This is a genomic window from Arthrobacter sp. NicSoilB8, assembly GCF_019977355.1.
GTDB lineage: Bacteria > Actinomycetota > Actinomycetes > Actinomycetales > Micrococcaceae > Arthrobacter.
The window spans coordinates 2,444,839-2,470,621 of the sequence record NZ_AP024655.1 but is presented as its reverse complement, the minus strand read 5'-3'; the positions used below and the strand labels follow the sequence as shown (position 1 = coordinate 2,470,621).

Here is a 25,783-nt window from a genome sequence, read left to right as displayed (position 1 = left end):
GAATACTGTGAGCACGGCGTCACGCACTCCCCGGATCATTTCCGGGTTCACCTCCCGGCTGCCCGTCAGCGTCGACAACAAGGTCAGGCGACTGGCCGTCTTGTCCCTCATCGGCCAGATTGTCCTGGTGGTGACCGGCGGCGCCGTCCGGCTGACGGCCTCGGGCCTGGGTTGCCCCACCTGGCCGCGCTGCACCGAGGCGTCGCTCGCGACCACGCCGGAAATGGGCTTCCACGGCATCATCGAATTCGGCAACCGGCTCCTGACGTTCGCGCTGGCCGCCGTCGCGGTGATGATGCTCGTCTACCTGTGGAACCTCCGCAAGGAACGCCGCGACCTCTTCCTGCTGGCTTTGGGGCTGCTCGCCAGCATCCCTGCCCAGGCTGTGATCGGCGGCATCACGGTGCTGACCCAGCTGAACCCGTGGGTCGTGGGCCTGCACTTCCTGGTGTCCATGGCCCTCGTGGTCCTCGCGACGCTTCTGGTGAACCGGGCGTACGGCCGCACGGGCAAGGCCGGGACCGTCCAGCTTCCCGCCCTGCCGGGCGCCGCACGCCCGGTGATGGCCGCCGTCGCGTTCTTCTCCGCCCTGGCCGTCTGCCTGGGCGTCGTGGTGACCGGGGCCGGACCTCACGCCGGCGACGCCAATGCCCCGCGGAACGACCTCGACTGGGACCTGTTCGCGCACATCCACGCCGTGCCGGCCTACCTGGTGACCGCCGGTGCGCTGTTCGGGCTGTTCCTCGTGCTCCGCGGCCGGATCCCGGGGCCGTTCCGTTCCGCGGTGTTCATGCTGCTGGGCGTCACGGTGCTCCAGGCGGTCATCGGCTTCACGCAGTACTACAACGGCATCCCGGCGCTGCTGGTCGGCGCGCACATGCTGGCGGCGGCCCTGCTGATGAGCGCGGCCACCAACGCCGCAGACCTGGCCCGCTACAGCCCGGTGAAATAGCCCTCCCCCAACACCTGCCCCAACAAGCAACGCGGGGTCACCTACCGCCCATCCGAACCGTCGGGATGGGCGGTAGGTGACCCCGCGTTGCTTCGGTCTGGGCCCGGCGGGATTTTCAGGAGCATCATTCGGGAGCACTATGGGATGGCATGGATTTGGACCGTTGCGGCCGTGGGCATGAGTTCGTTCACTCCTGTGACGCTTACCGGAAGGCCTTCTCACATGAATGCGATCGAACCGGCCGCTCCTACCACCCCCTCGGCCCGCCAGCGCGCGGCGAGCCTCAAAGAGCGCGTTTACATCATCTTCACGAGCCTGGCTGTGGTGCTGGCGCTGCGGAGCCACGCGGACGAGACCACCCCCGCCGCCGCGGCGGCCACGCTCAGCATCGTGGTGGTCGGCTCGCTGCTGGGGATCTTCGTAGCCGACCTCCTGAGCCACCTGACCGTCCATTCGAAGCTCCCCACCGGTGCTGAGCTGCACCATATGATCGCGGTCAGCGCCGACGGTCTCGGTGTCCTGGTCACCCCGCTGCTCCTGCTCGGGGCGGCCGGACTCGGACTGTTGTCGACCGCTGCTGCTCTTGGGTGGGCGATCGCCGTTCTCGTCGTCTCACTCGCGGTCGTCGGGTTCCTCGCGATCCGGCGCCTCGAGATCCCGATCCATCACAAGGCCGCCATCATGTTCGCCGAAGTCGTGTTGAGCCTGTTGGTGATCGGGCTGGAGCTTCTGGCGCATAACCTCTGAGCCGGCGTGCGCCGCGCCGTGCGGAACCAGCGGTTCCGTGCCTGCCGGGCAACCGGAACCGACGACGAAAAGCATCCCCGCAGCCCCCGCAACCTGGGCCTTCCGGGCCGGAGTCAGGTCTCGTCCAGCCAAGTCTGGGATACTGGGATGAGGCGCAGGACTGGCGCCCCATTCACATTCATGCAGATTCGTGAGAAGAGGAACGGCTCGGTTTTGCCTCGATTCAGCTGAAATCGTGAGCCGGCCAGACAGAGGCACCGGAGGTCACGTGGCGTTACTAGTCGGTGAAAGGGCCGCAACGGCCGCCCAACAAAACACAGCCCAAAAAACTACAGCCCAACCCCCTGCAGTGCGACCGCGGCTCGACGGCCTGGACGTTCTGCGCGGCGCTGCCGTTGGCGCCGTCCTGCTCGGACATTCCTGGCCGGGCATCTTTCAAGGTGCAGGCATCGTCGGCGTCATTGTCTTCTTCGTGCTGAGCGGCTACCTGATCACCAACGTGCTGCTCAGGGACGTCGAACGGCACCGGAAAATCCGGTACGGGCGCTTCTACGCGCACAGGGCCTTCCGGCTGGTGCCGGCGCTGGTCTCGCTCCTGGGCGTCTACGCAACCGTTGAATTGGCCACAGACGTCCTCGGCGACCGGTCCAAGGGGATCGTCGGATACACCGTCCTCGCCGGGCTCGGCTACCTCAAGGACATACCCCTGCCGTTCGACGTCAGCATGGCCATCGGCCCGCTCTGGACCCTGGCGGTGGAAGAACAGTTCTACCTGGTCTGGCCCGCCCTGCTGGTGCTCGCCCTGCGGCGCAACCGTCAGGGACGGCTCATCGGCTGGTCTGCAGCCGTCGCCGTGTCCCTCATGAGCGCGAGCGTGCTGGCGATGCTGATCCTGGCCCCGCAGCTGCACTCCCTGGTCTATGCCCTGCCGACCACGTGGGGGCTGGGACTCATCATCGGTTCGGCCCTGCGCCTGTACCGGGTCCACGTCTTTGGGTGGTTCTCCGGCCGGCGGTTCAGGCGCGCGGCCCTGCTCGGCGCGGTCGTTGTCCTGGCCGCGCTGGCCTACTTCCCGAAAGCCAACGAGACGCCCGCCTTCTTCTTCATCGGCGGTCCGCTGGCCATGGCTGCTTCCGCCGTCCTGGTGGCTCTTGCCGCCTCCCGCACCGCCGCGATGCCGAAATGGACGCGCCCGGCCCAACTGCTGGGAACAGTTTCCTACGCCGCCTACCTCTGGAACTACGTCGTCATCCTCTGGCTGAACGGCGGATCGACGGCCGACCTTCAGCCGCTCGTGGCGGTGTCGGCCATCGTGCTGACCCTGTTGATCGCCGTCGTCAGTTGGCACACAGTCGAAAAGCTGGGACGCATCGGGCGGGAGCGCTTCGACAAGCGCTATCCGGAGCAGCGCCCGCCCGCCGGCCCGACAGCCGGGCCGGCCGCCAGGCCGAACGCCAGCCACACCGCATCCCGGCCAGGACCGGACACCGAGGCGGCTGCGGGCAACGCGCGCCCGGCCGCGGCTGCGAGCCGGATTCCGCACGGCACCGGACGCCCGCTCAGTTCAGGCGCACGCCCGGCGTGATGCCGGCGCCGGGACCCTCTTCCAGGGTGCACGGATCGGTGTTGGCTCCACAGACGATCACGGCCACCTGTTCGCCCTCGCGCGGCACATAGGCCCCGGATGTGAGCGCGGCGAATGCCGCCGCGGCGCCATATTCGGCGGGAATCCGGTAGTCGCTCCACAACCGGGACCGGGCGGCGACGATTGCTGCATCGTCCACCAGCACGGAAGCCGGGGGGACTCGTGACGCCATCGCGAAAGCGATCCCGCCGACCTGCCGGGCGCCCAGAGAATCCGCGGCAACCCCGGAAACGGCCACATCGACGGGATGGCCGGCCGCCAGGGCCGCATGCAAGGTGGGGATGGTGGAGGGTTCAACAGCGACGATGCGGGCCCGGCCCTCGGCCGCCGCGGCCACTCCCGCATACAACCCGCCGCCGCCCACTGCGACGATGATCGTGTCGATGCCGGGCTCATCCCGGAGAATCTCCTCGGCGACGGTGCCCGCCCCGGCCGCGATTTCGAGCTGGTCATAGGCATGGCAGAACAGGGCACCGCTTTGTTCCACGAACTGCGTGGCGGCGGCGAAAGCGTCCGCGTACTCGGTGCCGACCTGACGAACGGTTGCCCCGTAGCCGAGGAGGCGCTCAACCTTTAGCCGCGGGGCGCTCTCCGGCACGAAAACGGTCGCCGGAACTCCCAGCGCCGCGGCGGCGTAGGCATTGGCGAGGCCCGCGTTCCCGCCGGACGCCGCCACTACGCCGACGCCGGGGTCAAGCTCCCCGCGCTCACGGGCAGCGAGGAGGCGGTTGAACGCTCCCCGGGCCTTGAAAACGCCGGTGTGCTGCATGAATTCGCACTTCAGCCACAGGGGAGCCGCAGCCGTACCCCCGCGGAGCAAAGGCGTGTGCCGCACGTAGCCGCTGATGCGGCGCTTTGCCTGAAGCACATCGCTGCGGTTGATCACTGGCTCTCCCCGGGAATGCGTTGGTCGTTCGGTCCGTAAGGATATCCCGATACAGCGAACGCTCCCGCACCAAAGATGAGGGAGCGATCGGTCAAAGAAGGACGCGGCGTCAGCCGCCCATGATGGAGGAGCCGACGAACGGGTCGACGGCCAGGGCAATGAAGAGCAGCGTCAGGTAGCTGATGGAGCCGTGGAAGACCTTCATGGCCCCCTTGTTGGAGACATCGCCGGCCTGCGCGCGGTTGTAGAGGGCATGCGATTCATAGAGGAACCAGGCCCCGGCCGCTACGGCGGTCACGGTGTAGACCCAGCCCGCGCCGCCGGCCGGGATCATCAGCAGCGAACACGCCACCATGGCCCACGCGTACAGGACCACCTGGACCGAGACCACCTTGGCGCCGGCGATCGCGCCAAGCATCGGCACCTTGGCGTTGCGGTAGTCCTCGCCGTAGCGCATCGACAGCGGCCAGTAGTGCGGCGGGGTCCAGAGGAAGATCACCATGAACAGCACGACGGCGGGCCACTGAACGGTGTTGGTGACCGCGGCCCAGGCGATCAGGACGGGGAAGCACCCCGCGGCGCCGCCCCAGACGATGTTCTGGGCCGTCCGCCGCTTGAGGATCATGGTGTAGATCACCACATAGAACACAATGGCGCCGAGCCCCAGCCAGGCCGAGAGCGGGTTGGCCCCGAACCAAAGGATGGCGATCGCCGCGGCGCCCAGCAGCCAGGAAAAGACAAGTGCCTCGCGGGGCGTGACCTCGCCGGTGACCAGCGGCCGGTTCTCCGTGCGGTGCATGAGCTTGTCGATGTCACGGTCGATATAACAGTTGAAGGCGCCCGCCGAACCCGCCGCGAAAGCCCCGCCCACGAGCGTCGCCAGGATCAACCCGATCGAGGGAAACCCGCGTTCGGCGTAGATCATGGTGGGCAGGGTGCTGACCAGGAGGAGCTCGATGACGCGGGGTTTCGTGAGCGCCAGGTAGGCCTTGGCTTTGCGGCCGAAGCCCATTCTTCCCGAAGCCTGCGAGGCGTTCAGCGGCGTATTTGTTGTGCTCACGGTGGCAGTCACTCTGTTCTGTCTGGGCAGTTCTGTCTGGCTGGGCAGCCCCGGGTGGATTTCGCAACGCTTTTTGCTGCGGAACGGGCTCCGCGCTCGGCGCACGCCCGTGTCCTTGCCCCAGTCGAAGGCCACCACCCATCATACCGTTACGCTGCGTGCAGCCGGGCCGCCGGGAGGCCCCCATGATTCCGGCGTGTTAACGCCTGCTCACGGGCGCAATAGCCGGCGGTGATTCATATAAGCGAAATCAGGTCCAATTGGTGAGATATACGCTGACCACCAAGTGGAATGGGACTAGGCTGTCCTTAGATCAGCGCACACGGGCGGCTGCCTCAGGCGATTGCCTTAAAGGAAGCTTGCCTAACAGGAAGCATGCCGAAGAGGCCGCTTTGCGTCTGCGTCTGAATGATAGATCAACGTTTCGATGGTGAACGGCTGGTACGAACCGCAGCGGGCACCGAACTGTGCCCGAAGCGGGACCGAGCGTACCGCCGGCCGTCAGCACAGAGAGGGGCCCGGTTTTCGTGCCACATTTGGAAGAGCAAGAACTGTCATGGACTACCTTGGATCAGCGCGCGGTGGACACTGTCCGCGTGCTGGCTGCGGATGCGGTGGAGAAGGTCGGTAACGGCCACCCAGGGACCGCGATGAGCCTGGCTCCGGCGGCGTACCTTCTCTTCCAGAAGCTGATGCGGCACGACCCGAAGAACCCGGACTGGCTGGGCCGGGACCGGTTCATCCTGTCCCCGGGCCACACGTCCCTGACCCTGTACATCCAGTTGTTCCTTTCCGGCTACGGCCTGGAGCTGAAGGACCTGGAGGCGCTGCGGACCTGGGGCTCGCTGACCCCGGGACACCCGGAATACAAGCACACCGCCGGTGTGGAGATCACCACCGGCCCGCTGGGCCAGGGCCTGGCGTCCGCAGTCGGCTTCGCCTACTCCCAGCGCCGCATGCGCGGCCTGTTCGACGCCGACGCGCCCGCCGGTGAGTCCCCGTTCGACCACACTGTCTGGGTCATCGCCTCCGACGGCGACCTCCAGGAAGGCGTGACGTCCGAGGCATCCTCGCTGGCCGGTCACCAGGAACTGGGCAACCTCGTGGTGATCTACGACGAGAACCACATCTCGATCGAGGACGACACCGACGTTGCCTTCACCGAAGACGTCCTGGCCCGGTACGAGGCCTACGGCTGGCACACCCAGCGCGTCGACTGGACCCGCACCGGCGAATACAAGGAGGACGTGCAGGAACTGCACGCCGCCCTGCTCGCCGCGAAGGCCGAAACGTCCAAGCCGTCCATCATTTCGCTGCGGACCATCATCGGCTACCCGGCACCGAAGAAGCAGAACACCGGCAAGATCCACGGCTCGGCCCTGGGCGCCGAAGAAGTCGCGGCCCTGAAGAAGGTCCTCGGCTTCGACCCGGAACGTGCGTTCCAGGTCGACGAGGACGTCCTGGCCCACACCCGCGACGCGCAGGTCCGCGGCGCGGCCGCGCGCGCCGACTGGCAGGAAGCCTTCGAGGCCTGGCAGTCCGCCAACCCGGACAACGCCGCCCTGCTCGAGCGCGTCGAGGCCAAGAAGCTCCCCGTCGAGCTTGACACTGCCCTCCCGGTCTTCGAGGCCGGCAAGGACGTCTCCACCCGCGCCGCCTCGGGCAAGGTCCTGAACGCGATCGGACCGGTCATGCCCGAACTCTGGGGCGGCTCCGCCGACCTCGCCGAGTCCAACAACACCACCATTGAGGGCTCCCCCTCGTTCATCCCGGCATCCCGCTCCACCGGGGCCTGGAACGGCAACCCTTACGGCCGGGTCCTGCACTTCGGCATCCGCGAACACGCCGCGGCGTCGATCGTGAACGGCATCGCGCTGCACGGGCCGACCCGGGCGTTCTCCGGCACGTTCCTGATCTTCTCCGACTACCAGCGCCCGGCGATCCGGCTCGGTGCCCTCATGGGCGTGCCGTCCCTGTACGTCTGGACGCACGACTCCATCGGCCTGGGCGAGGACGGCCCCACCCACCAGCCCGTCGAGCAGCTCGCGTCCCTGCGCGCCATCCCCGGCCTGGACGTCGTCCGCCCCGGTGACGCGAACGAGGTCGCCGCGGCGTGGAAGGTCATGCTCGAGAACCACGAGAACCCGGCCGGCATCGTCCTGACCCGGCAGAACATCCCCACGTACGCCCGCGGCGAGGGTGACGCCGACGGCGACACCTTCGGCGCCGTGACCGGCGTCGCGAAGGGCGGCTACGTCCTGGCCGAAGCCTCCAAGGACGGCGCCACGGTCCCGGCTGAGGTCATCCTGATCGGCACCGGCTCCGAGGTCCAGCTGGCCGTGAACGCCCGGGAGGCCCTGCAGGCCGAAGGCATCCCCACCCGGGTCGTGTCCATGCCCTGCGTGGAATGGTTCAACAAGCAGGACGCCGCCTACCGCGAAGCCGTGCTGCCCGCCGCCGTGAAGGCCCGCGTCTCCGTCGAGGCCGGACTGGCCCTGGGCTGGAAGGAATTCGTCGGCGACGCCGGCCGTTCCATCAGCCTCGAGCACTTCGGTGCGTCCGCGGACTACAAGCGCCTGTTCCAGGAGTTCGGCATCACCGCCGAAGCCGTCGCCGCCGCCGCGAAGGACTCCCTCGCCAGCGTCACCAACTGACCCACCCCCTCGGTTCCGGGGGACGCTGTGCCCCCGGAACCCATCATTTCCAGGAGTTATGACATGACTACCCCCACCCAGCAGCTCTCCGACGCCGGCGTCTCGATCTGGCTCGACGACCTCTCCCGCGGCCGCCTGCAGACCGGCACCCTGGCCAAGCTCATCGAAGAGAAGAACGTCGTTGGCGTCACCACCAACCCGTCCATCTTCCACGCGGCCATCACCACCGGTCACGACTACGACGCCGTCATCGCAGCCCAGGCCGCGGCCGGTGCCACCGTTGAAGAGACCGTCTTCGAAATCACCACCACCGACGTCGCCGACGCCTGCGACCTCTTCGCTCCCGTCGCCGCCGCGACCAAGGGCGTCGACGGCCGCGTGTCCATCGAAGTGGACCCGCGCCTGGCCTGGGACACTGCCGGCACCATCGCGGAGGCGAAGCACCTCTACAAGAAGGTCAACAAGGACAACGTCCTGATCAAGATCCCGGCAACCCTCGAAGGCCTCGAGGCCATCACGGCTACTCTGGCCGAGGGCATCAGCGTCAACGTGACCCTGATCTTCTCGCTGGAACGCTACCGCGCCGTGATCAACGCCTTCCAGTCCGGCCTGGAGCAGGCCAAGGGCAACGGCCACGATCTGTCCACGATCCACTCCGTCGCCTCGTTCTTCGTCTCCCGCGTCGACGCCGAAATCGACAAGCGCCTCGACGCCATCGGCACCGACGAAGCCAAGGCACTCAAGGGCAAGGCCGGCCTGGCCAACGCCCGCCTGGCCTACCAGGTTTACGAGGAGCTCTTCTCCACCGAGCGCTGGGCCCTCCTGGCCGAAGCCGGCGCCCTGCCGCAGCGTCCGCTGTGGGCCTCCACCGGCGTGAAGGACCCGGCCTACCCGGACACCCTCTACGTCACCGAACTCGTCGCACCGGGCGTGGTCAACACCATGCCGGAGAAGACCCTGGACGCCACGTTTGACCACGGCACGGTCACGGGCGACACCGTCACCCGCGGCTACGACGACGCCAACGCGACGCTGAACTCCCTCGACGCGCTGGGGATCTCCTACAACGACGTCGTGGCACTGCTTGAGTCCGAGGGCCTGGACAAGTTCGTGGCCAGCTGGAAGGAACTGCTGGGCGACGTCGAAGGCGCCCTGGCCTCTGCACGGAAGGCTTCCTAACCCACCATGAGCACACTCAGCTACGACGCCACCGGCGCAGCCCGCCAGGCCCATGAGCAGCACCTCCCCGCACTGCTGGAGGACCGCATTGCGACCCGGATCTTCGCGAAGGACCATACCCTCTGGGGACCCGACGCCGAGGCCGAATCCGCTGTCCGGCTGGGCTGGGTCGAGGCGGCCACCGTCTCCCAGCCGCTGGTCGGCGACATCCTGGCACTCCGCGACGCACTGAGGGGCGAGGGCGTGACGCGCATCGTCCTGTGCGGGATGGGCGGTTCCTCCCTGGCGCCTGAAGTCATTGCGGGCACCGCTGGCGTCGAGCTGACCGTGCTGGACAGCACCGACCCCGAACAGGTCAGTGCCGCCCTGGCGGACCGCCTGGCCGAAACGGCGATTGTTGTTTCGTCCAAGTCCGGCTCCACCGTGGAAACCGATTCGCAGCGCCGGATCTTCGAGCAGGCTTTCACCGACGCCGGCATCAACGCGAAGAGCCGGATCATCATCGTCACCGACCCGGGTTCGCCGCTGGACAAGGCCTCGCGTGAGGCCGGCTACCGCGCCGTCTTCAACGCCGACCCTAACGTCGGCGGCCGCTTCTCGGCGCTGACCGCGTTCGGACTGGTCCCCTGCGGGCTGGCCGGCGTGGACATCCAGGCCTTCCTGGATGAGGCCGAGGAAGCCGCCGAGATCCTCAACGACGACTCCGAAGACAACATCGGCCTGGCCTTGGGTACCGCCCTGGGCGGCACGAGCCCGCTGCGCAACAAGATCGTCATCGCCGAAGACGGGTCCGGCATCGTCGGTTTCGCCGACTGGGCCGAACAGCTCATCGCCGAATCCACCGGCAAGCTGGGCACCGGCGTCCTGCCGGTGGTGGCCGGTCCCGACTCCCCCGAAGCCACCCTTGGGGCACCGGATGTCCTGGTCGTCCGGCTCGTCTCGGCTGACGCCGACGACGTGCAGCTGCGCGAGAACGAGGTCGCGATCGCCGGCGGCCTGCCGACCCAGATGATGGTGTGGGAATTCGCCACCGCCGTGGCCGGCCGGCTGCTGGGCATCAACCCGTTTGACCAGCCCGACGTCGAGGCCGCCAAGGTGGCCGCACGCGGCCTGCTGGACGCCCAGCCCGAACCCACACCCGCAGCGTTTGTTGATGGTGCCATCGAGGTCCGCGGCGGAGCCTGGCTTGGCAACGCAGCCACCGCGGCAGAGGCCGTCAGCGCCCTGCTGGCCGAGCTGGGCCCGGACAACTACCTCAGCGTCCAGGCCTATTTCGACCGGCTCGCCTATGCCAGCCTCGAGGGCGTCCGGGACGAACTGGCGGCGGTCAGCGGCCGCCCGGTCACCTTCGGCTGGGGCCCGCGGTTCCTGCACTCCACGGGCCAGTTCCATAAGGGCGGACCCGCGATCGGTGTGTTCCTGCAGGTCACGGCTGACTCTGCCACGGACCTCGCCATCCCGGACCGTCCGTTTACTTTCGGCGAGCTGATCTCGGCACAGGCCGCAGGCGACGCCCAGGTCCTGTCCGAGCACGGCCGTCCGGTCCTCCGGCTGCACCTGACCGACCGCGCAGCGGGCGTGAAGCAGCTCCAGGAGCTCGTCACGTCCCTCGCCGGCCACGCCGCATCTTCCACTGAAAGCTAAGGCACCCAAGCAACCATGCCAGAAACCTACAACGGCGGCAGGACCACGGCCGGCCGGAGGCGTAATCCGCTCCGGGACCCCCGTGACCGCCGTCTGAACCGTATCGCCGGACCGTCTTCGCTGGTCCTGTTCGGGGTGACCGGGGATCTCGCCCGCAAGAAGCTCATGCCGGCGGTGTATGACCTCGCCAACCGCGGGCTGCTGCCGCCGAGCTTCGCCCTGGTGGGCTTTGCCCGCCGGAAGTGGGAGAACGAGGACTTCGCTGCGGAGGTCAAGGAGTCCGTCAAGGCCTACGCCCGGACCCCGTTCGATGAAACGGTCTGGAAGCAGCTCTCCGAGGGCATCCGCTTCGTGCAGGGCGAGTTCGACGACGACGAGGCGTTCAAGCGATTGTCCGAAACGATCGATGAGCTCGACGAGCAGCGCGGGACCCGCGGCAACCACGCGTTCTACCTCTCGATCCCGCCGAAGGCCTTCGAGCAGGTCTGCCGCCAGCTCTCCAAGCACGGCCTGGCGCAGGCCGAGGGCGACAAGTGGCGCCGGGTGGTGATCGAGAAGCCGTTCGGGCACGACCTGGAGTCGGCCCGGCAGCTCAACGACATCGTCGAGTCGGTGTTCCCGCCGGACGCGGTGTTCCGGATCGACCACTACCTGGGCAAGGAGACGGTGCAGAACATCCTGGCGCTGCGCTTCGCGAACCAGCTCTTCGAGCCGCTCTGGAACGCCAACTATGTGGACCACGTCCAGATCACCATGGCCGAGGACATCGGCACCGGCGGCCGGGCGGGCTACTACGACGGCGTGGGCGCGGCCCGCGACGTCATCCAGAACCACCTGCTCCAGCTCCTGGCCCTGACGGCCATGGAGGAGCCGATCTCCTTCAACGCCGATGACCTGCGGGCGGAGAAGGAAAAGGTCCTCGCCGCCGTCAGGCTCCCGCACGATCTCTCCACCCACTCCGCCCGCGGCCAGTTCACCGGCGGCTGGCAGGGCGGCGAGGAGGTCCTGGGCTACCTGGAGGAAGAAGGCATCCCGGCCGATTCGAAGACCGAGACGTTCGCCGCGATCCGGGTGGACATCAACACCCGCCGCTGGTCCGGCGTGCCGTTCTACCTGCGCGCCGGCAAGCGGCTGGGGCGCCGGGTGACGGAAATCGCCGTCGTGTTCAAACGCGCACCCAACCTGCTGTTCCGCGACCACAGCGAGGACGACTTCGGCCAGAACGCCGTGGTCATCCGGGTCCAGCCCGACGAGGGCGCCACCATCCGGTTCGGGTCCAAGGTCCCGGGCACCCAGATGGAGGTCCGCGACGTCACCATGGACTTCGGCTACGGCCACTCCTTCACCGAGTCCAGCCCCGAAGCGTACGAACGCCTCATCCTCGACGTGCTCCTCGGCGAGCCCCCGCTGTTCCCCCGCCACGCCGAGGTCGAGCTGTCCTGGAAGATCCTTGACCCGTTCGAGGACTACTGGGCGTCCCTGCCCGAACAGCCCGAGCCGTACCGGCCCGGCAGCTGGGGCCCGGCCTCGGCCGATGAACTCCTTGCCCGCGACGGACGAACCTGGAGAAGGCCATGATCGTAGATCTTCCCGACACCACCACCTCCAAGATCTCCAAGAAGATCATGGCCCTGCGCGAGCAGGGCGGCGTGATCGCCCTGGGCCGGGTGCTGACCCTCGTGGTCGTCACCCGCTCCGGGCTCGAGGAGGAGGCCATCGAGGCCGCCAACGAGGCCAGCCGCGAACACCCGTGCCGGATCATCGTCCTCGCCGACGCCGGGGCCTCCGCCCCGACCCGGCTGGACGCCCAGATCCGGGTCGGCGGCGACGCCGGGGCCTCCGAGGTCATCCTGCTGCGCGGCTACGGCGAACTCGCCGAGGAAAGCGAATCGCTGGTCGCGGCCCTGCTGCTCCCGGACGCCCCGATCGTGGCCTGGTGGCCGCACGGCGCCCCCCGGAACGCCTGCCAGACCTCGATCGGGAGCATCGCGCACCGCCGGATCACCGACTCGGCCAACGAGGCCGACCCGGTCGCGGCGCTGGAAAACATCCGGGCCACGTACAAGGCCGGCGACACGGACCTCGCCTGGACCCGCCTGACCAACTGGCGCATCCAGCTCGCCGCGGTCCTGGACCAGGTCGACGACTCACCGGTCACCGCCGTCGCCGTCGAAGGGGCCTCGGACTCCCCCTCCACCATCCTGCTCGCGGCCTGGCTCACCCTGGCCCTGGATGTCCCCGTGACGATCGTCGCGGACCCGGCCGGCACCGGCATCCGCCGCGTCCGCCTCACCCGGCCAGGCGGCGACATCCAGCTCTTCCGGCCCGGACTGACCATCGCGGAACTGACCCAGCCCGGCCAGCCCGCACAGCGGATCTCCCTGCCCCGCCGCAGCCTCAAGGACTGCCTCGCGGAGGAGCTCCGCCGCCTGGACCCCGACGAAGTCTTCGGCGAAGTGATTACTATGGGACTGCCACGTACCAACCTAAGGAGTGTCCGTCCCAGTGAGCGCTGACCCCAGAGTAAGCATCCATCCTGACTCAACCGTCCTGATGGCTGCAATCGCCGCCCGCCTCATCACTAAGCTGGTCGATATCCAGGACCGGCACGGCGAGGCAACGGTGGTGCTTACCGGGGGCACGATGGGCATCGGTTCGCTCAAGGCCGTGGCTGAATCGCCGGCGGCGCCCGCCGTCGACTGGTCCAAGGTGAACTTCTGGTGGGGCGACGAGCGCTTCCTGCCGGCCGACGACGCCGAACGCAACGCCCGCCAGGCCGACGCGGCTCTCCTGTCCCATATCGCCGTTGATCCGGCGCGCGTCCACGTGCCCGGATCCGCGGATGATTTCGCCAGCCCCGATGAGGCTGCAGCGGATTATGCGCGCCGTCTGGCTGAGGCGGCCGCCGCCGAACATGCTGCGGACATGTCCGACGACAGGCCGGAACGTCCCGGGATGCTGCCCCGCCTGGACATCGTCCTGCTCGGTGTCGGCCCGGACGCGCACGTCGCGTCGCTCTTCCCGGAGCAGGCCGGCATCCGGGAGAAGGAACTGACCGTCGTGGGGGTGCATAACTCCCCCAAGCCGCCGCTGGGCCGGGTGTCACTGACCCTGCCGGCCATCAATACGGCTTCTGAGGTGTGGATGGTGGTTGCCGGTGAGGACAAGGCGGGAGCCGTGGGCCTGGCGCTTGCCGGCGCCAACCCTGTGCAGGTTCCCGCGGCCGGACCCCGCGGCCGCCGGGAAACCCTGTGGCTGATTGACGAAAACGCGGCCTCACGGGTCCCGGAGCAGCTCGTCCGGAAGGGTCCGTCCGGCGCGTAGCCGTTCCAGCGCTCCAGCCAGCACGTCTTCGGCGTCCTGGCTGGAGCGCCGTTCTTTAACGTATTCCAGGTGCGTTTTGAAGCCCTCGGCCGGCACGTCCTCGAGGGCGAATTTCGCTCCGTCGCGGGTTGCCGTGCCGCCGCAGCGACGGCAGTCCCACACCCCCGGGATCTGTTCCTCGGGCAGCTGCGCGAACACGAGCGAGGTTTCATGGCCTTTGGCGCACCGGTAGGAGACGCGAATACGGGGCTGGCGTGCGCCGGCCCCGTTGAGTGGTTCGTGGCGGGGCGAGGCCCCTTCGGTAGCGCCCACACGGATTCCTTTGAATCCGGAAGCAGAATGCAGCATCGGGAACTCCTGGCTACTCAGCTGGTGGAATGGTGCTTGCCTTCAGCAGTGTAGTTCGAGAGTTCCCGATGCAGGGAGGGCCGCAAGGCCCCTTATGAAGTTTTTGAGGACGACTCCTAGGAGTCGGCTCCGGTGCTGAACCGCATCAGCAGGCCCAGCGCAATGATCACGACGCCCCAAGTGATTCCGAGGATGACCGTGAAGCGGTTGAGGTTCCGCTCCGCGACACCGGAGGAGCTCAGGCCCGAACTCATGCCGCCGCCGAACATGTCCGACAGGCCGCCTCCGCGTCCCTTATGGAGCAGGATGAGCAACGTCAGCAGGAGGCTGGTGATGCCCAGGAGGACCTGCAGAATGACATGAAGAACGTCCACGACGGCCTTTCAGAAGATTTGGATTGCGGGGGCCAAAGCTGTGTCCGGACTAATCCGTCAACAGGTGACTCTCGAACCTGACAATATTAGCAAACTCGGCAGCGTCCAGGCTGGCACCGCCGACCAGCAAGCCGTCGACGTCGCGCTCCTTCAGGATCGAGGCCGCGTTGTTGGCCTTGACCGAACCGCCGTAGAGCAGCCGGGTCTTGGCCGCGACGTCGGCTCCGAAGAGTGTGGACAGTTCGGCACGGATGGCTGCGCACATTTCCTGCGCGTCCTCCGGCCCCGCGACCTCGCCCGTGCCGATGGCCCAGACGGGCTCGTAGGCGACGACGAGCTCGGCAGCCTGTTCCGGGGTGAGCCCCTCGACGCCGGCGCGCAGCTGGGCCAGCGTGTGATCCACGTGAGTGCCGGCCTGCCGGACCTCAAGGCCTTCACCGACGCACAGGACCGGCGTGATGCCATGCCGGAAAGCGGCCTTGGTCTTGGCGTTAAGGACGGAGTCTGATTCGTTGTGGATGGTGCGGCGTTCACTGTGGCCGACCAGGACGTAGCCGCAGCCGAGCTTGGCCAGGAACTGGCCGGAGATATCACCGGTATAGGCGCCGGAATCGAACTGGGAGAGGTCCTGGCCGCCGTACGCGACGGCAAGCTCGTCGCCCTGGACGAGGGTCTGGACGCCACGGAGATCCGTGAACGGCGGGAAGACGGCAACCTCCACCCGGCTGAAATCGTGCTTGGCGTCGGACAGGGTCCACGCAAGCTTCTGCAGGAGGGTGATGCCCTGGACGTGGTCCATGTTCATCTTCCAGTTACCGGCGATGAAGGGCTTGCGGTCGAATTTACCGTTGGTTGACGTGGTCACGTGATCTCCAAGAGTGCTTGTCGTGTGAACAGCCCGCAGGGTGCCCGGTTCCTTGCGGAGGGGCACCCTGCCGGCTTGGTTTCCTGCGGCTGGCGCTGATGTGCCGGGCCGCGGCGCTGGTAGTTGGCGGTCAGTGTTAGCGGACGGTTTTAACGGTCCAGGACGCTCAGGCCGGGAAGTTCCTTGCCTTCAAGGTACTCCAGGCTTGCGCCGCCGCCGGTGGAAATGTGGCCGAACTGGTCATCGGCGAAGCCGAGGGTCCGGACCGCGGCCGCGGAATCTCCGCCGCCGACCACCGTGAATGCGTCCGTCTCCGTCAGCGCCTGGGCAATCGCCCGGGTACCGGCGGCGAAGGCCGCGAATTCGAACACGCCCATGGGACCGTTCCAGAACACCGTCTTGGCGCCCTTGATCCGTTCCGCGAAGGCCGCTGCCGATTCCGGTCCGATGTCCAGGCCGATGCCCTGGGCGCCGAAGCTGCTGGAACCGATGGCGTCGGCCGCGACGGTCTCGTGCCCGGCGTCGGCGGCGAACTTGCTGGCCACCACAACGTCGGTGGGCACAACAAACTCGGTACCGGCGTCCGCGGCCCGCTTCAGGTAGTCCTGGACGACCGGGATCTGGTCCTCTTCGAGCAGGCTGCCCGCGACCTCGTGGCCAGCGGCCGCGAGGAAGGTGAACAGCATGCCGCCGCCCACCAGGATCGTGTCCGCCTTGCCGATGAGGTTGTCGATGACGGCGAGCTTGTCCGAGACCTTGGAGCCGCCGAGAACGACGACGTAGGGCCGCTGGGTGTCGGTGGTCAGCTTGCGCAGCACCTCGACCTCCGTGCGGACGAGGTCGCCCTGGTAGGACGGCAGCCGCGTCGCGACGTCGTACACGCTCGCGTGCTTGCGGTGCACGGCACCGAAGGCATCATCGACGAAGGCGCCGTTGTCACCCGTGAGGGCGACGAGCTCGTCCGCGAAGGCGCCGCGTTCGGCGTCGTCCTTGGAGGTCTCCCGGGCGTCGAAGCGCACGTTTTCCAGGACCAGCACTTCGCCGTCCTGGAGCCCGGAGGCCAGTTCCTTGGCCGACTCGCCGACCGTATCGGCGGCAAGCGAGACCTTGAACGCGGCAAGCTCGGCCAGCCGCGCGGCGGCGGGCTTGAGCGAGTACTTGTCCTCGGGGGCGCCCTTGGGGCGGCCCAGGTGTGCTGTAACCAGCACGCGGGCACCGGCGTCCGTGAGCTTCGCCAGCACTGGCAGGGAGGCCTTGATGCGGCCGTCGTCAGTCACTGTAGAGCCGTCGAGCGGCACGTTCAGGTCACTTCTGACCAGAACGTACCGCCCGCGGACACCATCAGCGATCAGTTCGTTGAGGGTGTGGAATGTCATGAGTCTTACCCTAGCCCAGCTTGGACGCGACAAGCTCCGTGAGGTCCACGAGGCGGTTCGAGTAGCCCCACTCGTTGTCATACCAGGACACAACCTTGACCTGGTTGCCGATCACCTTGGTCAGGCCGGAGTCGAAGATGGATGATGCCGGGTCACCGACGATGTCGGAGGAGACGATCGGCTCGTCCGTGTAGGTCAGCAGGCCCTTGAGCTCTTCGCTCTCGGAGGCGGCCTTCAGGGCGGCGTTGACTTCCTCGACGGTGGTCTCGCGGGACACCGTGACGGTCAGGTCGGTGGCGGAGCCGGTGGGGACCGGAACGCGGATGGCGTAACCGTCGAGCTTGCCCTTGAGTTCCGGCAGGACCAGGCCGATTGCCTTGGCCGCACCCGTGGAGGTGGGGACCATGTTGATGGCGGCGGCGCGGGCGCGGCGGAGGTCGTTGTGCGGGCCGTCCTGCAGGTTCTGGTCGGCGGTGTACGCGTGGATGGTGGTCATCAGGCCGCGCTCGATGCCGAAGGCGTCGTTGACTACCTTGGCCAGCGGGCCGAGGCAGTTGGTGGTGCAGGAGGCGTTGGAGATGATGTGGTGCGCGGCGTCATCGTACAGCCCGTCGTTGACACCCATCACGATCGTGATGTCCTCATTCGAGGCCGGGGCGGAGATCAGGACCTTCTTGGCGCCGGCGTCGATGTGCTTCTGCGCGTCTGCAGCCTTCGTGAAGAAGCCCGTGGACTCGATGACGATGTCGACGCCCAGCTCGCCCCAGGGCAGCTTGGCGGGATCGCGCTCGGCGAGGACCTTCACGGTCTTGCCGTCGACGACGATGTTGCCGTCCTTGACCTCGATGGATTCCGCCAGGCGGCCGCCCACGGAGTCGTACTTGAAGAGGTGAGCGAGGGCTTCCGGGCTAGTGAGGTCGTTGACCGCAACGATCTCAAGGTCTGCGCCCTGTGCGAGGGCGGCGCGGAAGTAGTTGCGGCCGATACGGCCAAAGCCGTTGATGCCAATACGGGTCGTCACGTTTTCAGTCTCCTTGGTGCTCTTGCGAGCACGACTAGTTGAGAAGGCGTTCAAGCCAACTAACAGATCCCGCACGCCATTGGGCAGAGATAATTACCAGATCGGAGGACGACCAGCCACGTTGCTGAAGGCTAACCGCCTTCCGTGATCCATCTTACGTTTAACTGGGACTGCCCCCGCAAGTGCGGGGGCAGTCCGTCCACATTTCGGGCCGAACGGCCCGTAATGTGAGGTTTGTTACAAGCAGGTGTCGGCCAGCTCACGCTTAGAGCGTGATGAGACCCGTCGCGTTCTTGCGGGCGGCGTCGAAGCGCTTGGCGACGTCGGCCCAGTTCACGATGTTCCAGAACGCCTTGACGTAGTCGGCCTTGACGTTGACGTAGTCCAGGTAGAAGGCGTGCTCCCACATGTCCAGCATCAGCAGCGGGGTGGTGCCAAGTGCGACGTTGCCCTGCTGGTCATAGAGCTGTTCGATGACCAGGTTGCCGCCGATCGGCTCGTAGGCCAGGAAACCCCAGCCGGAACCCTGCAGGCCCAGCGCCGCGGCGCTGAACTGGGCGCGGAAAGCGTCGAAGGAGCCGAAGGCGTCGTCGATGGCAGCCGCGAGCTCGCCCTCGGGCTTGTCGCCGCCGTCCGGGGACAGGTTCTTCCAGAAGACGGAGTGGTTGATGTGGCCGCCGGTGTGGAACGCGAGGTCCTTGGAGAGGCGGTTGATGTTGGCGAAGTCACCCTTTTCGCGCGCCTCGGCCAGCTGGGCGAGGGCGTTGTTGGCGCCGGCCACGTAGGCGGCGTGGTGCTTGCTGTGGTGCAGCTCCATGATCTTCGCGGAGATGTGCGGCTCCAGCGCCGCGTAGTCATAGTCGAGCTCGGGCAGTACGTACTCGGTCACAAAATCCTCCAATGTCGTGGACAGGTTGTCCGGTTCGGTATATCTCGGATTGTGCATCCGGGTGGCCAGGCACCCGGAAGTATGTGGTGAATCCGGGATCCGGTGGGCATAACCTCCGATGTCGCCGAGGTATTTCCACCGTCTGGATCCGATTCTAGGGGCGGGCTAGTCGTCGAGCATTTCCGGCGTCACATTGGCCTCCGTGCCAGGGATGCCGAGGTCCTGGGCCCGTTTGTCCGCCATGGCCAGGAGCCGGCGGATCCGGCCGGCGATGGCGTCCTTGGTCATGACGGGCTCGGCGAGGCGTCCCAGCTCGTCCAGGCTGGCCTGTTTGTGCGCAACCCTCAGTTCGCCGGCGTACTTGAGGTGGTCCGGGACGTCGTCGCCCAGGATTTCCAGGGCGCGGTCCACCCGGGCGCCGGCGGCGACGGCCGCCTGGGCCGAGCGGCGCAGGTTGGCGTCGTCGAAGTTCGCGAGCCGGTTGGCGGTGGCGCGGACTTCTTTGCGCATGCGCCGTTCCTCCCAGACCATGAGCGCGTCGTGGGCGCCCATCCGGGTCAGCAGCGCGGCGATCGTGTCGCCGTCGCGGATCACCACGCGGTCCACTCCCCTGACCTCGCGGGCCTTGGCCTGGATGCCGAGGCGGCGCGCGGCGCCGACGAGGGCCAGGGCCGACTCGGGGCCGGGGCACGTGACCTCCATGGCGGAGGAGCGGCCGGGCTCGGTGAGCGAGCCGTGCGCCAGGAAGGCGCCGCGCCAGACGGCCTCGGCGTCCGCGGCGGAGCCGTTGACCACCACGGAGGGCAGGCCCCGGACAGGCCGCCCGCGGGTGTCCAGGAGGCCCGTCTGGCGGGCGAGGGCCTCGCCGTCGCGGACCACGCGCACCACGTAGCGGCTGCCGCGGCGCAGGCCGCCGCCGGAGACGACGATGATCTCGCTCTGGTGGCCGTAGACCTCGGCGATCGCGGCGCGAAGCCGCCGGGCGGTCGAGGCGAGGTCGACCTCGGCCTCGATCACGATGCGGCCCGAAATGATGTGCAGCCCGCCCGCGAAGCGGAGCATGGCCGATACCTCGGCCTTGCGGACTGAGGATTTCTTGATATCCAGACGGGAAAGTTCTTCCTTGACTGATGCTGTCAGTGCCATGGCACCTTTCCTAACTATTCCCGAAAATATCGTGGTACGCCGTCGCCAGCCGCAACGGATCGTGGACCGGACGGCGACCAGACGCCCCCACTTTACCCAAGACCACCTCGGCACCGAGCATTCCGGCCGCGTGCTGAAAGTCGGGCACGTCCTGGACCGACGCCGGATCGGCCAGGACGACGTCGATCGTGAAGTCCGGCGCGTACTCGCGCAGCACCCGGAGGTGGTCGGCGGCGCTCATGCCGGCGGTCTCCTTGGTGTCCGTGGCGAGGTTCATCGTCAGGCAGCGCCGGGCCGCCGTGTTGCACAGGGCCTCGCGCATTTCCGGGAGCAGCAGGTGCGGCAGGACGGACGTGTACCAGGAGCCCGGGCCCAGGATCACCCAGTCGGCCAGCTCGATTGCGGTCAGGGCCTCCATGCACGCGGGCGCGTTCTCCGGCAGCAGCCGGACATGCTCCAGTGAGCCGGCCACGGCGCACCTGGCCTGGCCGGTCAGGGTCTGCAGTGCGGTGGTGCCGTCCGGGGCCGTAACCCGGACCTGGCCTTCGATGGTCAGCGGGATGCTGGACATCGGCAGGACCTCGCCGCGCGCGCCGAGCAGGGCTCCGGCCCACTTGAGGCCGGCGACCGTGTCGCCCAGGAGTTCCCAGAGCGTGACGATCAGGAGGTTGCCCATGGCGTGTTCGTCGAGGGAACCGCCGCGGCCCTTGCCGGGGGCGAAACGGTGCTGCATGACGTCCCGCCAGGTGCGGCCCCAGTCCGTGTCGTCACACAGCGCGGACAGGGCCATGCGAAGGTCGCCTGGCGGCAGGACGCCGTACTCCTCACGGAGCCGGCCGGAGGATCCGCCGTCGTCCGCGACAGTGACAATCGCGGTGAGCTCGGAGGTGAGCAGGCGCAGCGCGGACAGCGAAGCGGACAGGCCGTGGCCGCCGCCGAGCGCCACGACCGAGGGGCCCTTGTCCTGCTGGCTGGCGAAGGCCGCGCTGGCGGGCGGGACAAGGGGCAGGGGTCCGGTCAGCAGCGCCATTACTCGCGGCCCAGGTCCCGGTGCGTCGTGGTCACGGTGACGCGCGGGTATTGCGCCAGCCGCCGTGAAAGCTCCACCGCCACCGCCACGGAGCGGTGTTTGCCGCCGGTGCAGCCGACGGCGATTGTGGCGTAGTGCTTGTTCTCGCGCCGGTAGCCGTCCAGGACCGGTTCGAGGGCCAGGACGTAGCGTTCGACGAAGTCGCTGACGCCCTGGGCCTCCAGCACGTAGTCGCTGACGTCCTTGTCCAGCCCGGTATGCGGTCGCAGTTGCGGGACCCAGTGCGGGTTGGGAATAAAGCGGGCGTCGGCCACGAAGTTGGCGTCCACCGGCAGCCCGTATTTGAAGCCGAAGCTCATGACGTTCAGCCGGAGCGCCACGGGCCCGGTTTCGCTGAAGAGCTCGGTGATGGCAGTGGCGAGGCCGTGGACGTTGAGGGAGGACGTGTCCAGGACGATGTCGGCGGTGTCCTTCAGTTCACGGACAAGCTCGCGTTCGGCGGCAATGCCGTCGAGGATCCGGCCGCCGCCCTGGAGCGGGTGGGGCCGGCGGCCCTGCTCAAAGCGCCTGACCAGGACGCCGTCATTGGCGTCGAGGAACAAGACGCGGAAGCTCACGCCGGTCGCCTCCAGGGCGCGGAGTGCCGCGCGCATGTCGACGAACAGTTCCTTGCTCCGGACATCCATCACGACGGCGAGTTTGGACATCGAGTGCGGTGTCCGCGATACCAGCTCGGCGAGCGTGCCGAGCATCTGCGGCGGGAGGTTTTCTACGACATACCAGCCGTGGTCCTCCAGGGCGTCCGAGGCGGTGCTGCGGCCGGCTCCGGACATGCCGGTCACCACGAGCAGTTCCGCCTCGACGGGCTTGACGGGTGTCATGCCGTCCTCATCCGTCCCGGATCCTGCCGTCGACTCTGCCATCAGTGAAGCCCCATCTCTGCCTGTGCGATCTGTTGTTGCCGTGAAGTTCCGGCCGGGCAGCGGTGATGCCGCGCCGGGGCCGTTACCCAAGTCTTTACCCTAGCTAAGTTTGGCGGAGCTAGCTAAGCGTCGAGGATTTCACCGGTCGTCATGTTCACGGCCGGAACCGTGACGGCTTCTTCCCCGTCGGCGCTGAAGTGCCGGACGATCGCGGCGGCCAGCGACGGGCCGATCCCCTTGGCGCCGGTGAGTTCTTCCAGCGTCGCCGCCTTGATGCCCTTGACGGACCCAAACTCGGCCAGGAGGGCTTTGCGCTTCGACTCCCCCAGCCCCGGCACGCCGTCCAGCGCGGAGACGGTCATGGCCTTGCCGCGCTTTTGCCGGTGGAACGTGATGGCGAACCGGTGCGCCTCGTCGCGAATCCGCTGCAGCAGGTACAGGCCGGCGGACGCTCGCGGCAGGATCACCGGGAAGTCGCTGTCCGGCAGCCACACTTCTTCGAGCCGCTTGGCCAGGCCCACCACGTACACGTCCTCGATGCCCAGTTCCGCCAGCGCCCGGGCGGCGGCATTGACCTGCGGTTTGCCGCCGTCGACGACGACGAGGTTGGGCGGGTAGGCGAATTTGCTGCGCGGCGCCGGCGTGGTGGAGTCGGCGACCGCCGCGGCGGTTGCCGCTTCCAGTGCGGCCTGGTGTGCCGGTTTGGCCGCGGCTGCCGCCTGCTCGCGCTTCTCGTCGAGATAGTGGCGGAACCGGCGGGTCAGGACATCGTGCATGGCCGCGGTGTCGTCGGCGGCGGCTGCCCCGGTCACGGTGAATTTCCGGTAGTCGGACTTCTTGGGCAGCCCGTCTTCCACCACCACCATGGAGCCGACCACATTGGTGCCCTGGACATGCGAGATGTCGAAGCATTCGATCCGGAGCAGGGCGACCGGGAGGTCGAGGGCTTCCTGGAGTTCCTGCAGGGCCTGGGAGCGCATGGTGAGGTCGCCGGCGCGTCGGGACTTGTGGAGTTTGAGGGCGTGCTCGGCGTTCTCACGGACCGTGGACAGGAGTGCGGCCTTGTCGCCGCGCTGGGGCACCCGGACGTCCACCCGGGCGCCGCGCAGGCCGCTGAGCCATTGCGCGAGTTCCTCGGCGTTGCTGGGTTCGGTGGGAACCAGGACTTCGCGGGGCAGCCGGCCCTGCAGTCCGGCTTCCTCGCCGTAGACCTGCTGGAGCAGGTGTTCGACCAGCTCGGGCGTGGTGGAGTCCTCGACCTTTTCCACCACCCAGCCGCGCTGGCCGCGGATCCGGCCGCCGCGGACGTGGAAGACCTGGACGGCGGCCTCGAGCTCGTCTTCGTGCAGGGCGAAGACGTCCGCGTCCGTGCCCTCCGCGAGGACCACGGCGTTGCGTTCGAAGACCTTCTTCAGCGCCACGATGTCGTCCCGGAGGCGCGCGGCGCGCTCATAGTCGAGCTCGGCGACTGCCGCGGCCATTTCCCGTTCCAGCCGGTTGACGAACGGCTTGGCTTCGCCCCCCATGAAGGTGCAGAAGTCCTCGGCGAGGGCCCGGTGGTCCTCGGCGGAGATCCGGCCCACGCAGGGCGCGGAGCATTTGTCGATGTAGCCCAGGAGGCAGGGCCGGCCGCTGGCTTCGGCGCGTTTGAGCACGCCGGCGCTGCAGCTCCGCACCGGGAACACGCGCAGGAGGGTGTCCATGGTGTCCCGGATCGCGCCGGCGGTGTATGGGCCGAAGTACCGGGTACCCTTGCGCCGGTCACCGCGCAGCACCTGGACCCGCGGATACTTCTCCCCCATCGTGACGGCCAGGTAGGGGTAGCTCTTGTCGTCCCGGAACATCACATTGAAGCGTGGCGTGAATTCTTTGATCCAGGTGTATTCGAGCTGCAGCGACTCGAGCTCGCTGCCCACCACCGTCCACTCGACGCTGCTGGCCGTGTGGACCATCGCGTAGGTCTTCGGCATGAGCCCGGCGGGGTTGGCGAAGTAGGAGTTCAGCCGCGACCGCAGGTTCTTGGCCTTGCCGACATAGATGACCCGGCCGTGCGGATCGCGGAAGCGGTACACGCCCGGATTGGTCGGAATTTCACCTGTCTGGGGTCGGTAACTCGCTGGATCTGCCACGGTACAAGTCTACTGAGCCGCCGGAGGTGCCGGGCACCGGCCCCCGCCGGGGCCCTGGCCTCGGCCGGGGCCGGCGGTGCTGTTCGGCAGGCAGGCCGGCCAGCCGGGTGCTATTCGGCCGATTTGCTCTGGTTGTAGCTTGTGGAGCGTTCCTGGCCGCTCAGTTCAGCGATTGCATCCATGATGCGGTCCGTGACCTGGCGGCGGGCCGGCAGGGAGTGGTCCGGCCCGGTCTTCTCGAAGTACAGTGGCTCGCCCACTTTCATGGTGAAGTGCTGCGGCTTGACGGATTTGCTGTCCGCCGGCTGCAGGTGTTCCGTGCCGATCAGGCCCACCGGGATTACCGGCGCGCCGGTGGTGAGGGCCAGCCAGCCGACCCCGGTGCGGCCGCGGTAGAGGATGCCGTCGCGGGAGCGGGTGCCTTCGGGGTAGATGCCCACGCCGCGGCCGGCGTCGAGGATGTCCAGCAGCGTCTTCAGGGCCTGGACGCTGGCCGCCTGCTCGCCGCGCTCCACGGGAATGGAGCCCACGGCTTCGAAGAAGGACTTCATGACCTTGCCCTTGACGCCGCCGGTGGTGAAGTATTCGGCCTTCGCGAAGAACGCCACGGGCCGCGGCATGAGGGCCTGGACGATCACGCTGTCCAGGAAGGAGAGATGGTTCGGGGCCACAATAAACGGCCCGTCCTTGGGCACATTTTCCAGGCCGATGACCGTGGGACGGCAGGTGGACGATATGAGCCCGCGCGTGGTCCAGCGGATTACGTCAAACATTTCCATCGGTGTGCACCTCGTTCAGGGCTGTGGTCGCCGGGCGTCCGGCAAGTCGGGTGATCGTCGCGTGAAGCGCCGTGGTGGTGTGCACGATCTCGACGGCGCCGGCCGCCTGCAGTTCGCCGTCGGGCGCAAAACCCCAGCCTACGCCGATGCACTCCAGTCCGTTGGCGGCCGCTCCGGCCACGTCTTGTGCCCGGTCCCCCACCATCACGGCCCGGCCGGCCGTCGCGGGGGATGCTGCCGCCAGGTCCGCGAGGGCGGCCGCGACGATACCTGCTTTGCCTTCGGGCACAGGGACGGCTTCCCTGCGGCCGCCCGCCCCGCCGGCTGCCTCATCGGCCGCAGAGCCCCGGATGCTGTGAAAGAGCCCGGCGATGCCGTGGTGCGCCAGCACCGTGCGGGCCAGTCCCTCCGGTTTCTGGGTGGCGACGGCAATGGGGCGGCCGGCGGCCACGAAGTCCTCGAGGAGGGCGCGGATTCCCGGGTAAAGCCGGCTCTGCGCGATGCCGGTGGCAGCGTAGTGCGCGCGATAGATCCTGATGACATCCTCCAGAAGCGCCGCCGGGACGCCGGCGACTTCAGTGAGGGAATGACTCAGCTTGGGTCCGATCATGGCGTCCAGCCGGGATTTGTCCGGAACCGGCAGGCCAAGTTCGGTGAGGGCCGCTGCGATCCCGCCGGTTATCCCTCCGGCCGGATCGACAAGAGTGCCGTCAAGGTCGAAGATTACGGGCACTGTTGTATGCGTCACCGGCTTAGTTTCTCACGAGTGCGCGAATGCCTGAAATTCGCATGCGCCTTCAGGCATACATCAG

General features: G+C 67.7%; 23 protein-coding genes. 9 read left to right on the top strand and 14 right to left on the bottom strand.

Features of this window, described 5'->3' with window-relative positions:
- Nucleotides 1–7: 7 nt before the first annotated feature.
- The 3 genes from LDO15_RS11035 (at nt 8) to LDO15_RS11025 (ending at nt 3,284) form a co-directional block, all read left to right on the top strand.
- Nucleotides 8–952 carry a COX15/CtaA family protein gene (locus LDO15_RS11035; protein WP_223978830.1) on the top strand — a complete coding sequence of 315 codons (945 nt, stop codon included), beginning with the start codon at nt 8–10 and terminating at the stop codon, nt 950–952.
- A gap of 222 nt (nt 953–1,174) precedes the next feature.
- Complete coding sequence (locus tag LDO15_RS11030; protein WP_223978829.1) at nt 1,175–1,699, top strand: hypothetical protein; 525 nt, start codon at nt 1,175–1,177, stop codon at nt 1,697–1,699.
- 349 nt (nt 1,700–2,048) lie between these two features.
- Nucleotides 2,049–3,284 carry an acyltransferase gene (locus LDO15_RS11025; protein WP_223978828.1) on the top strand — a complete coding sequence of 412 codons (1,236 nt, stop codon included), beginning with the start codon at nt 2,049–2,051 and terminating at the stop codon, nt 3,282–3,284.
- Here the strand turns inward: LDO15_RS11025 and LDO15_RS11020 are convergent.
- The gene (locus LDO15_RS11020) at nt 3,259–4,230 is read right to left on the bottom strand and encodes a threonine/serine dehydratase (protein ID WP_223978827.1); all 972 of its coding nucleotides are present in this window, start codon (nt 4,228–4,230) and stop codon (nt 3,259–3,261) included. The genes LDO15_RS11025 and LDO15_RS11020 overlap by 26 nt on opposite strands.
- Before the next feature lie 109 nt (nt 4,231–4,339).
- Nucleotides 4,340–5,302 (bottom strand): heme o synthase, encoded by a 963-nt coding sequence (locus tag LDO15_RS11015; protein WP_223978826.1) that lies wholly within the window; start codon nt 5,300–5,302, stop codon nt 4,340–4,342.
- A 524-nt stretch (nt 5,303–5,826) separates the two neighbouring features.
- Here LDO15_RS11015 and tkt point away from each other — a divergent pair.
- From tkt to pgl, 6 genes are all read left to right on the top strand, one after another.
- On the top strand, nt 5,827–7,944 hold the full coding sequence (gene tkt, locus LDO15_RS11010) for a transketolase (RefSeq protein ID WP_223987276.1): 2,118 nt from the start codon (nt 5,827–5,829) through the stop codon (nt 7,942–7,944).
- A gap of 63 nt (nt 7,945–8,007) precedes the next feature.
- Nucleotides 8,008–9,123: a transaldolase gene (gene tal, locus LDO15_RS11005; protein WP_223987008.1), complete on the top strand. Its 1,116-nt coding sequence runs from the start codon at nt 8,008–8,010 to the stop codon at nt 9,121–9,123.
- Between the two features lie 6 nt (nt 9,124–9,129).
- A complete protein-coding gene (locus LDO15_RS11000; protein WP_223987005.1) occupies nt 9,130–10,767 on the top strand; it encodes a glucose-6-phosphate isomerase in 1,638 nt (545 codons plus the stop codon).
- 15 nt (nt 10,768–10,782) lie between these two features.
- Nucleotides 10,783–12,345, top strand: coding sequence for a glucose-6-phosphate dehydrogenase (gene zwf / locus LDO15_RS10995; RefSeq protein ID WP_223987003.1), 1,563 nt, complete (start codon nt 10,783–10,785; stop codon nt 12,343–12,345).
- On the top strand, nt 12,342–13,283 hold the full coding sequence (locus LDO15_RS10990) for a glucose-6-phosphate dehydrogenase assembly protein OpcA (RefSeq protein ID WP_223987000.1): 942 nt from the start codon (nt 12,342–12,344) through the stop codon (nt 13,281–13,283). The genes zwf and LDO15_RS10990 overlap by 4 nt, the downstream gene beginning before the upstream one ends.
- A 37-nt stretch (nt 13,284–13,320) precedes the next feature.
- The gene (gene pgl / locus LDO15_RS10985; RefSeq protein ID WP_263428368.1) at nt 13,321–14,091 is read left to right on the top strand and encodes a 6-phosphogluconolactonase; all 771 of its coding nucleotides are present in this window, start codon (nt 13,321–13,323) and stop codon (nt 14,089–14,091) included.
- On the opposite strand, the gene LDO15_RS10980 is transcribed toward pgl, so the two are convergent.
- The 12 genes from LDO15_RS10980 to LDO15_RS10925 form a co-directional block, all read right to left on the bottom strand.
- Nucleotides 14,044–14,439: an RNA polymerase-binding protein RbpA gene (locus LDO15_RS10980; RefSeq protein ID WP_223986993.1), complete on the bottom strand. Its 396-nt coding sequence runs from the start codon at nt 14,437–14,439 to the stop codon at nt 14,044–14,046. The two genes, pgl and LDO15_RS10980, sit on opposite strands and share 48 nt — an antisense overlap.
- Before the next feature lie 116 nt (nt 14,440–14,555).
- Nucleotides 14,556–14,813, bottom strand: coding sequence for a preprotein translocase subunit SecG (secG, locus tag LDO15_RS10975; protein WP_018772994.1), 258 nt, complete (start codon nt 14,811–14,813; stop codon nt 14,556–14,558).
- Between the two features lie 49 nt (nt 14,814–14,862).
- Nucleotides 14,863–15,678 carry a triose-phosphate isomerase gene (gene tpiA / locus LDO15_RS10970; RefSeq protein ID WP_223986990.1) on the bottom strand — a complete coding sequence of 272 codons (816 nt, stop codon included), beginning with the start codon at nt 15,676–15,678 and terminating at the stop codon, nt 14,863–14,865.
- Nucleotides 15,679–15,827: 149 nt separating this feature from the next.
- The gene (locus LDO15_RS10965) at nt 15,828–17,054 is read right to left on the bottom strand and encodes a phosphoglycerate kinase (RefSeq protein WP_223986988.1); all 1,227 of its coding nucleotides are present in this window, start codon (nt 17,052–17,054) and stop codon (nt 15,828–15,830) included.
- A gap of 10 nt (nt 17,055–17,064) precedes the next feature.
- Nucleotides 17,065–18,075: a type I glyceraldehyde-3-phosphate dehydrogenase gene (gene gap / locus LDO15_RS10960; protein WP_223986986.1), complete on the bottom strand. Its 1,011-nt coding sequence runs from the start codon at nt 18,073–18,075 to the stop codon at nt 17,065–17,067.
- Between the two features lie 265 nt (nt 18,076–18,340).
- A complete protein-coding gene (locus tag LDO15_RS10955) occupies nt 18,341–18,964 on the bottom strand; it encodes a superoxide dismutase (protein ID WP_028276840.1) in 624 nt (207 codons plus the stop codon).
- A gap of 165 nt (nt 18,965–19,129) precedes the next feature.
- Nucleotides 19,130–20,110 carry a DNA-binding protein WhiA gene (whiA, locus tag LDO15_RS10950; RefSeq protein WP_223986984.1) on the bottom strand — a complete coding sequence of 327 codons (981 nt, stop codon included), beginning with the start codon at nt 20,108–20,110 and terminating at the stop codon, nt 19,130–19,132.
- A gap of 10 nt (nt 20,111–20,120) precedes the next feature.
- Nucleotides 20,121–21,140 carry a uridine diphosphate-N-acetylglucosamine-binding protein YvcK gene (gene yvcK / locus LDO15_RS10945; protein ID WP_223986982.1) on the bottom strand — a complete coding sequence of 340 codons (1,020 nt, stop codon included), beginning with the start codon at nt 21,138–21,140 and terminating at the stop codon, nt 20,121–20,123.
- Nucleotides 21,140–22,063, bottom strand: coding sequence for an RNase adapter RapZ (rapZ, locus tag LDO15_RS10940; protein WP_223986981.1), 924 nt, complete (start codon nt 22,061–22,063; stop codon nt 21,140–21,142). The genes yvcK and rapZ overlap by 1 nt, the downstream gene beginning before the upstream one ends.
- Nucleotides 22,064–22,185: 122 nt before the next feature.
- The gene (uvrC, locus tag LDO15_RS10935) at nt 22,186–24,192 is read right to left on the bottom strand and encodes an excinuclease ABC subunit UvrC (protein ID WP_223986980.1); all 2,007 of its coding nucleotides are present in this window, start codon (nt 24,190–24,192) and stop codon (nt 22,186–22,188) included.
- A gap of 110 nt (nt 24,193–24,302) precedes the next feature.
- On the bottom strand, nt 24,303–24,971 hold the full coding sequence (locus tag LDO15_RS10930; RefSeq protein ID WP_223986978.1) for a lysophospholipid acyltransferase family protein: 669 nt from the start codon (nt 24,969–24,971) through the stop codon (nt 24,303–24,305).
- Nucleotides 24,958–25,719, bottom strand: a complete 762-nt coding sequence (locus LDO15_RS10925; RefSeq protein WP_223986976.1) for an HAD hydrolase-like protein — start codon at nt 25,717–25,719, stop codon at nt 24,958–24,960. Before LDO15_RS10925 ends, LDO15_RS10930 begins: the two co-directional genes overlap by 14 nt.
- Nucleotides 25,720–25,783 lie beyond the last annotated feature (64 nt).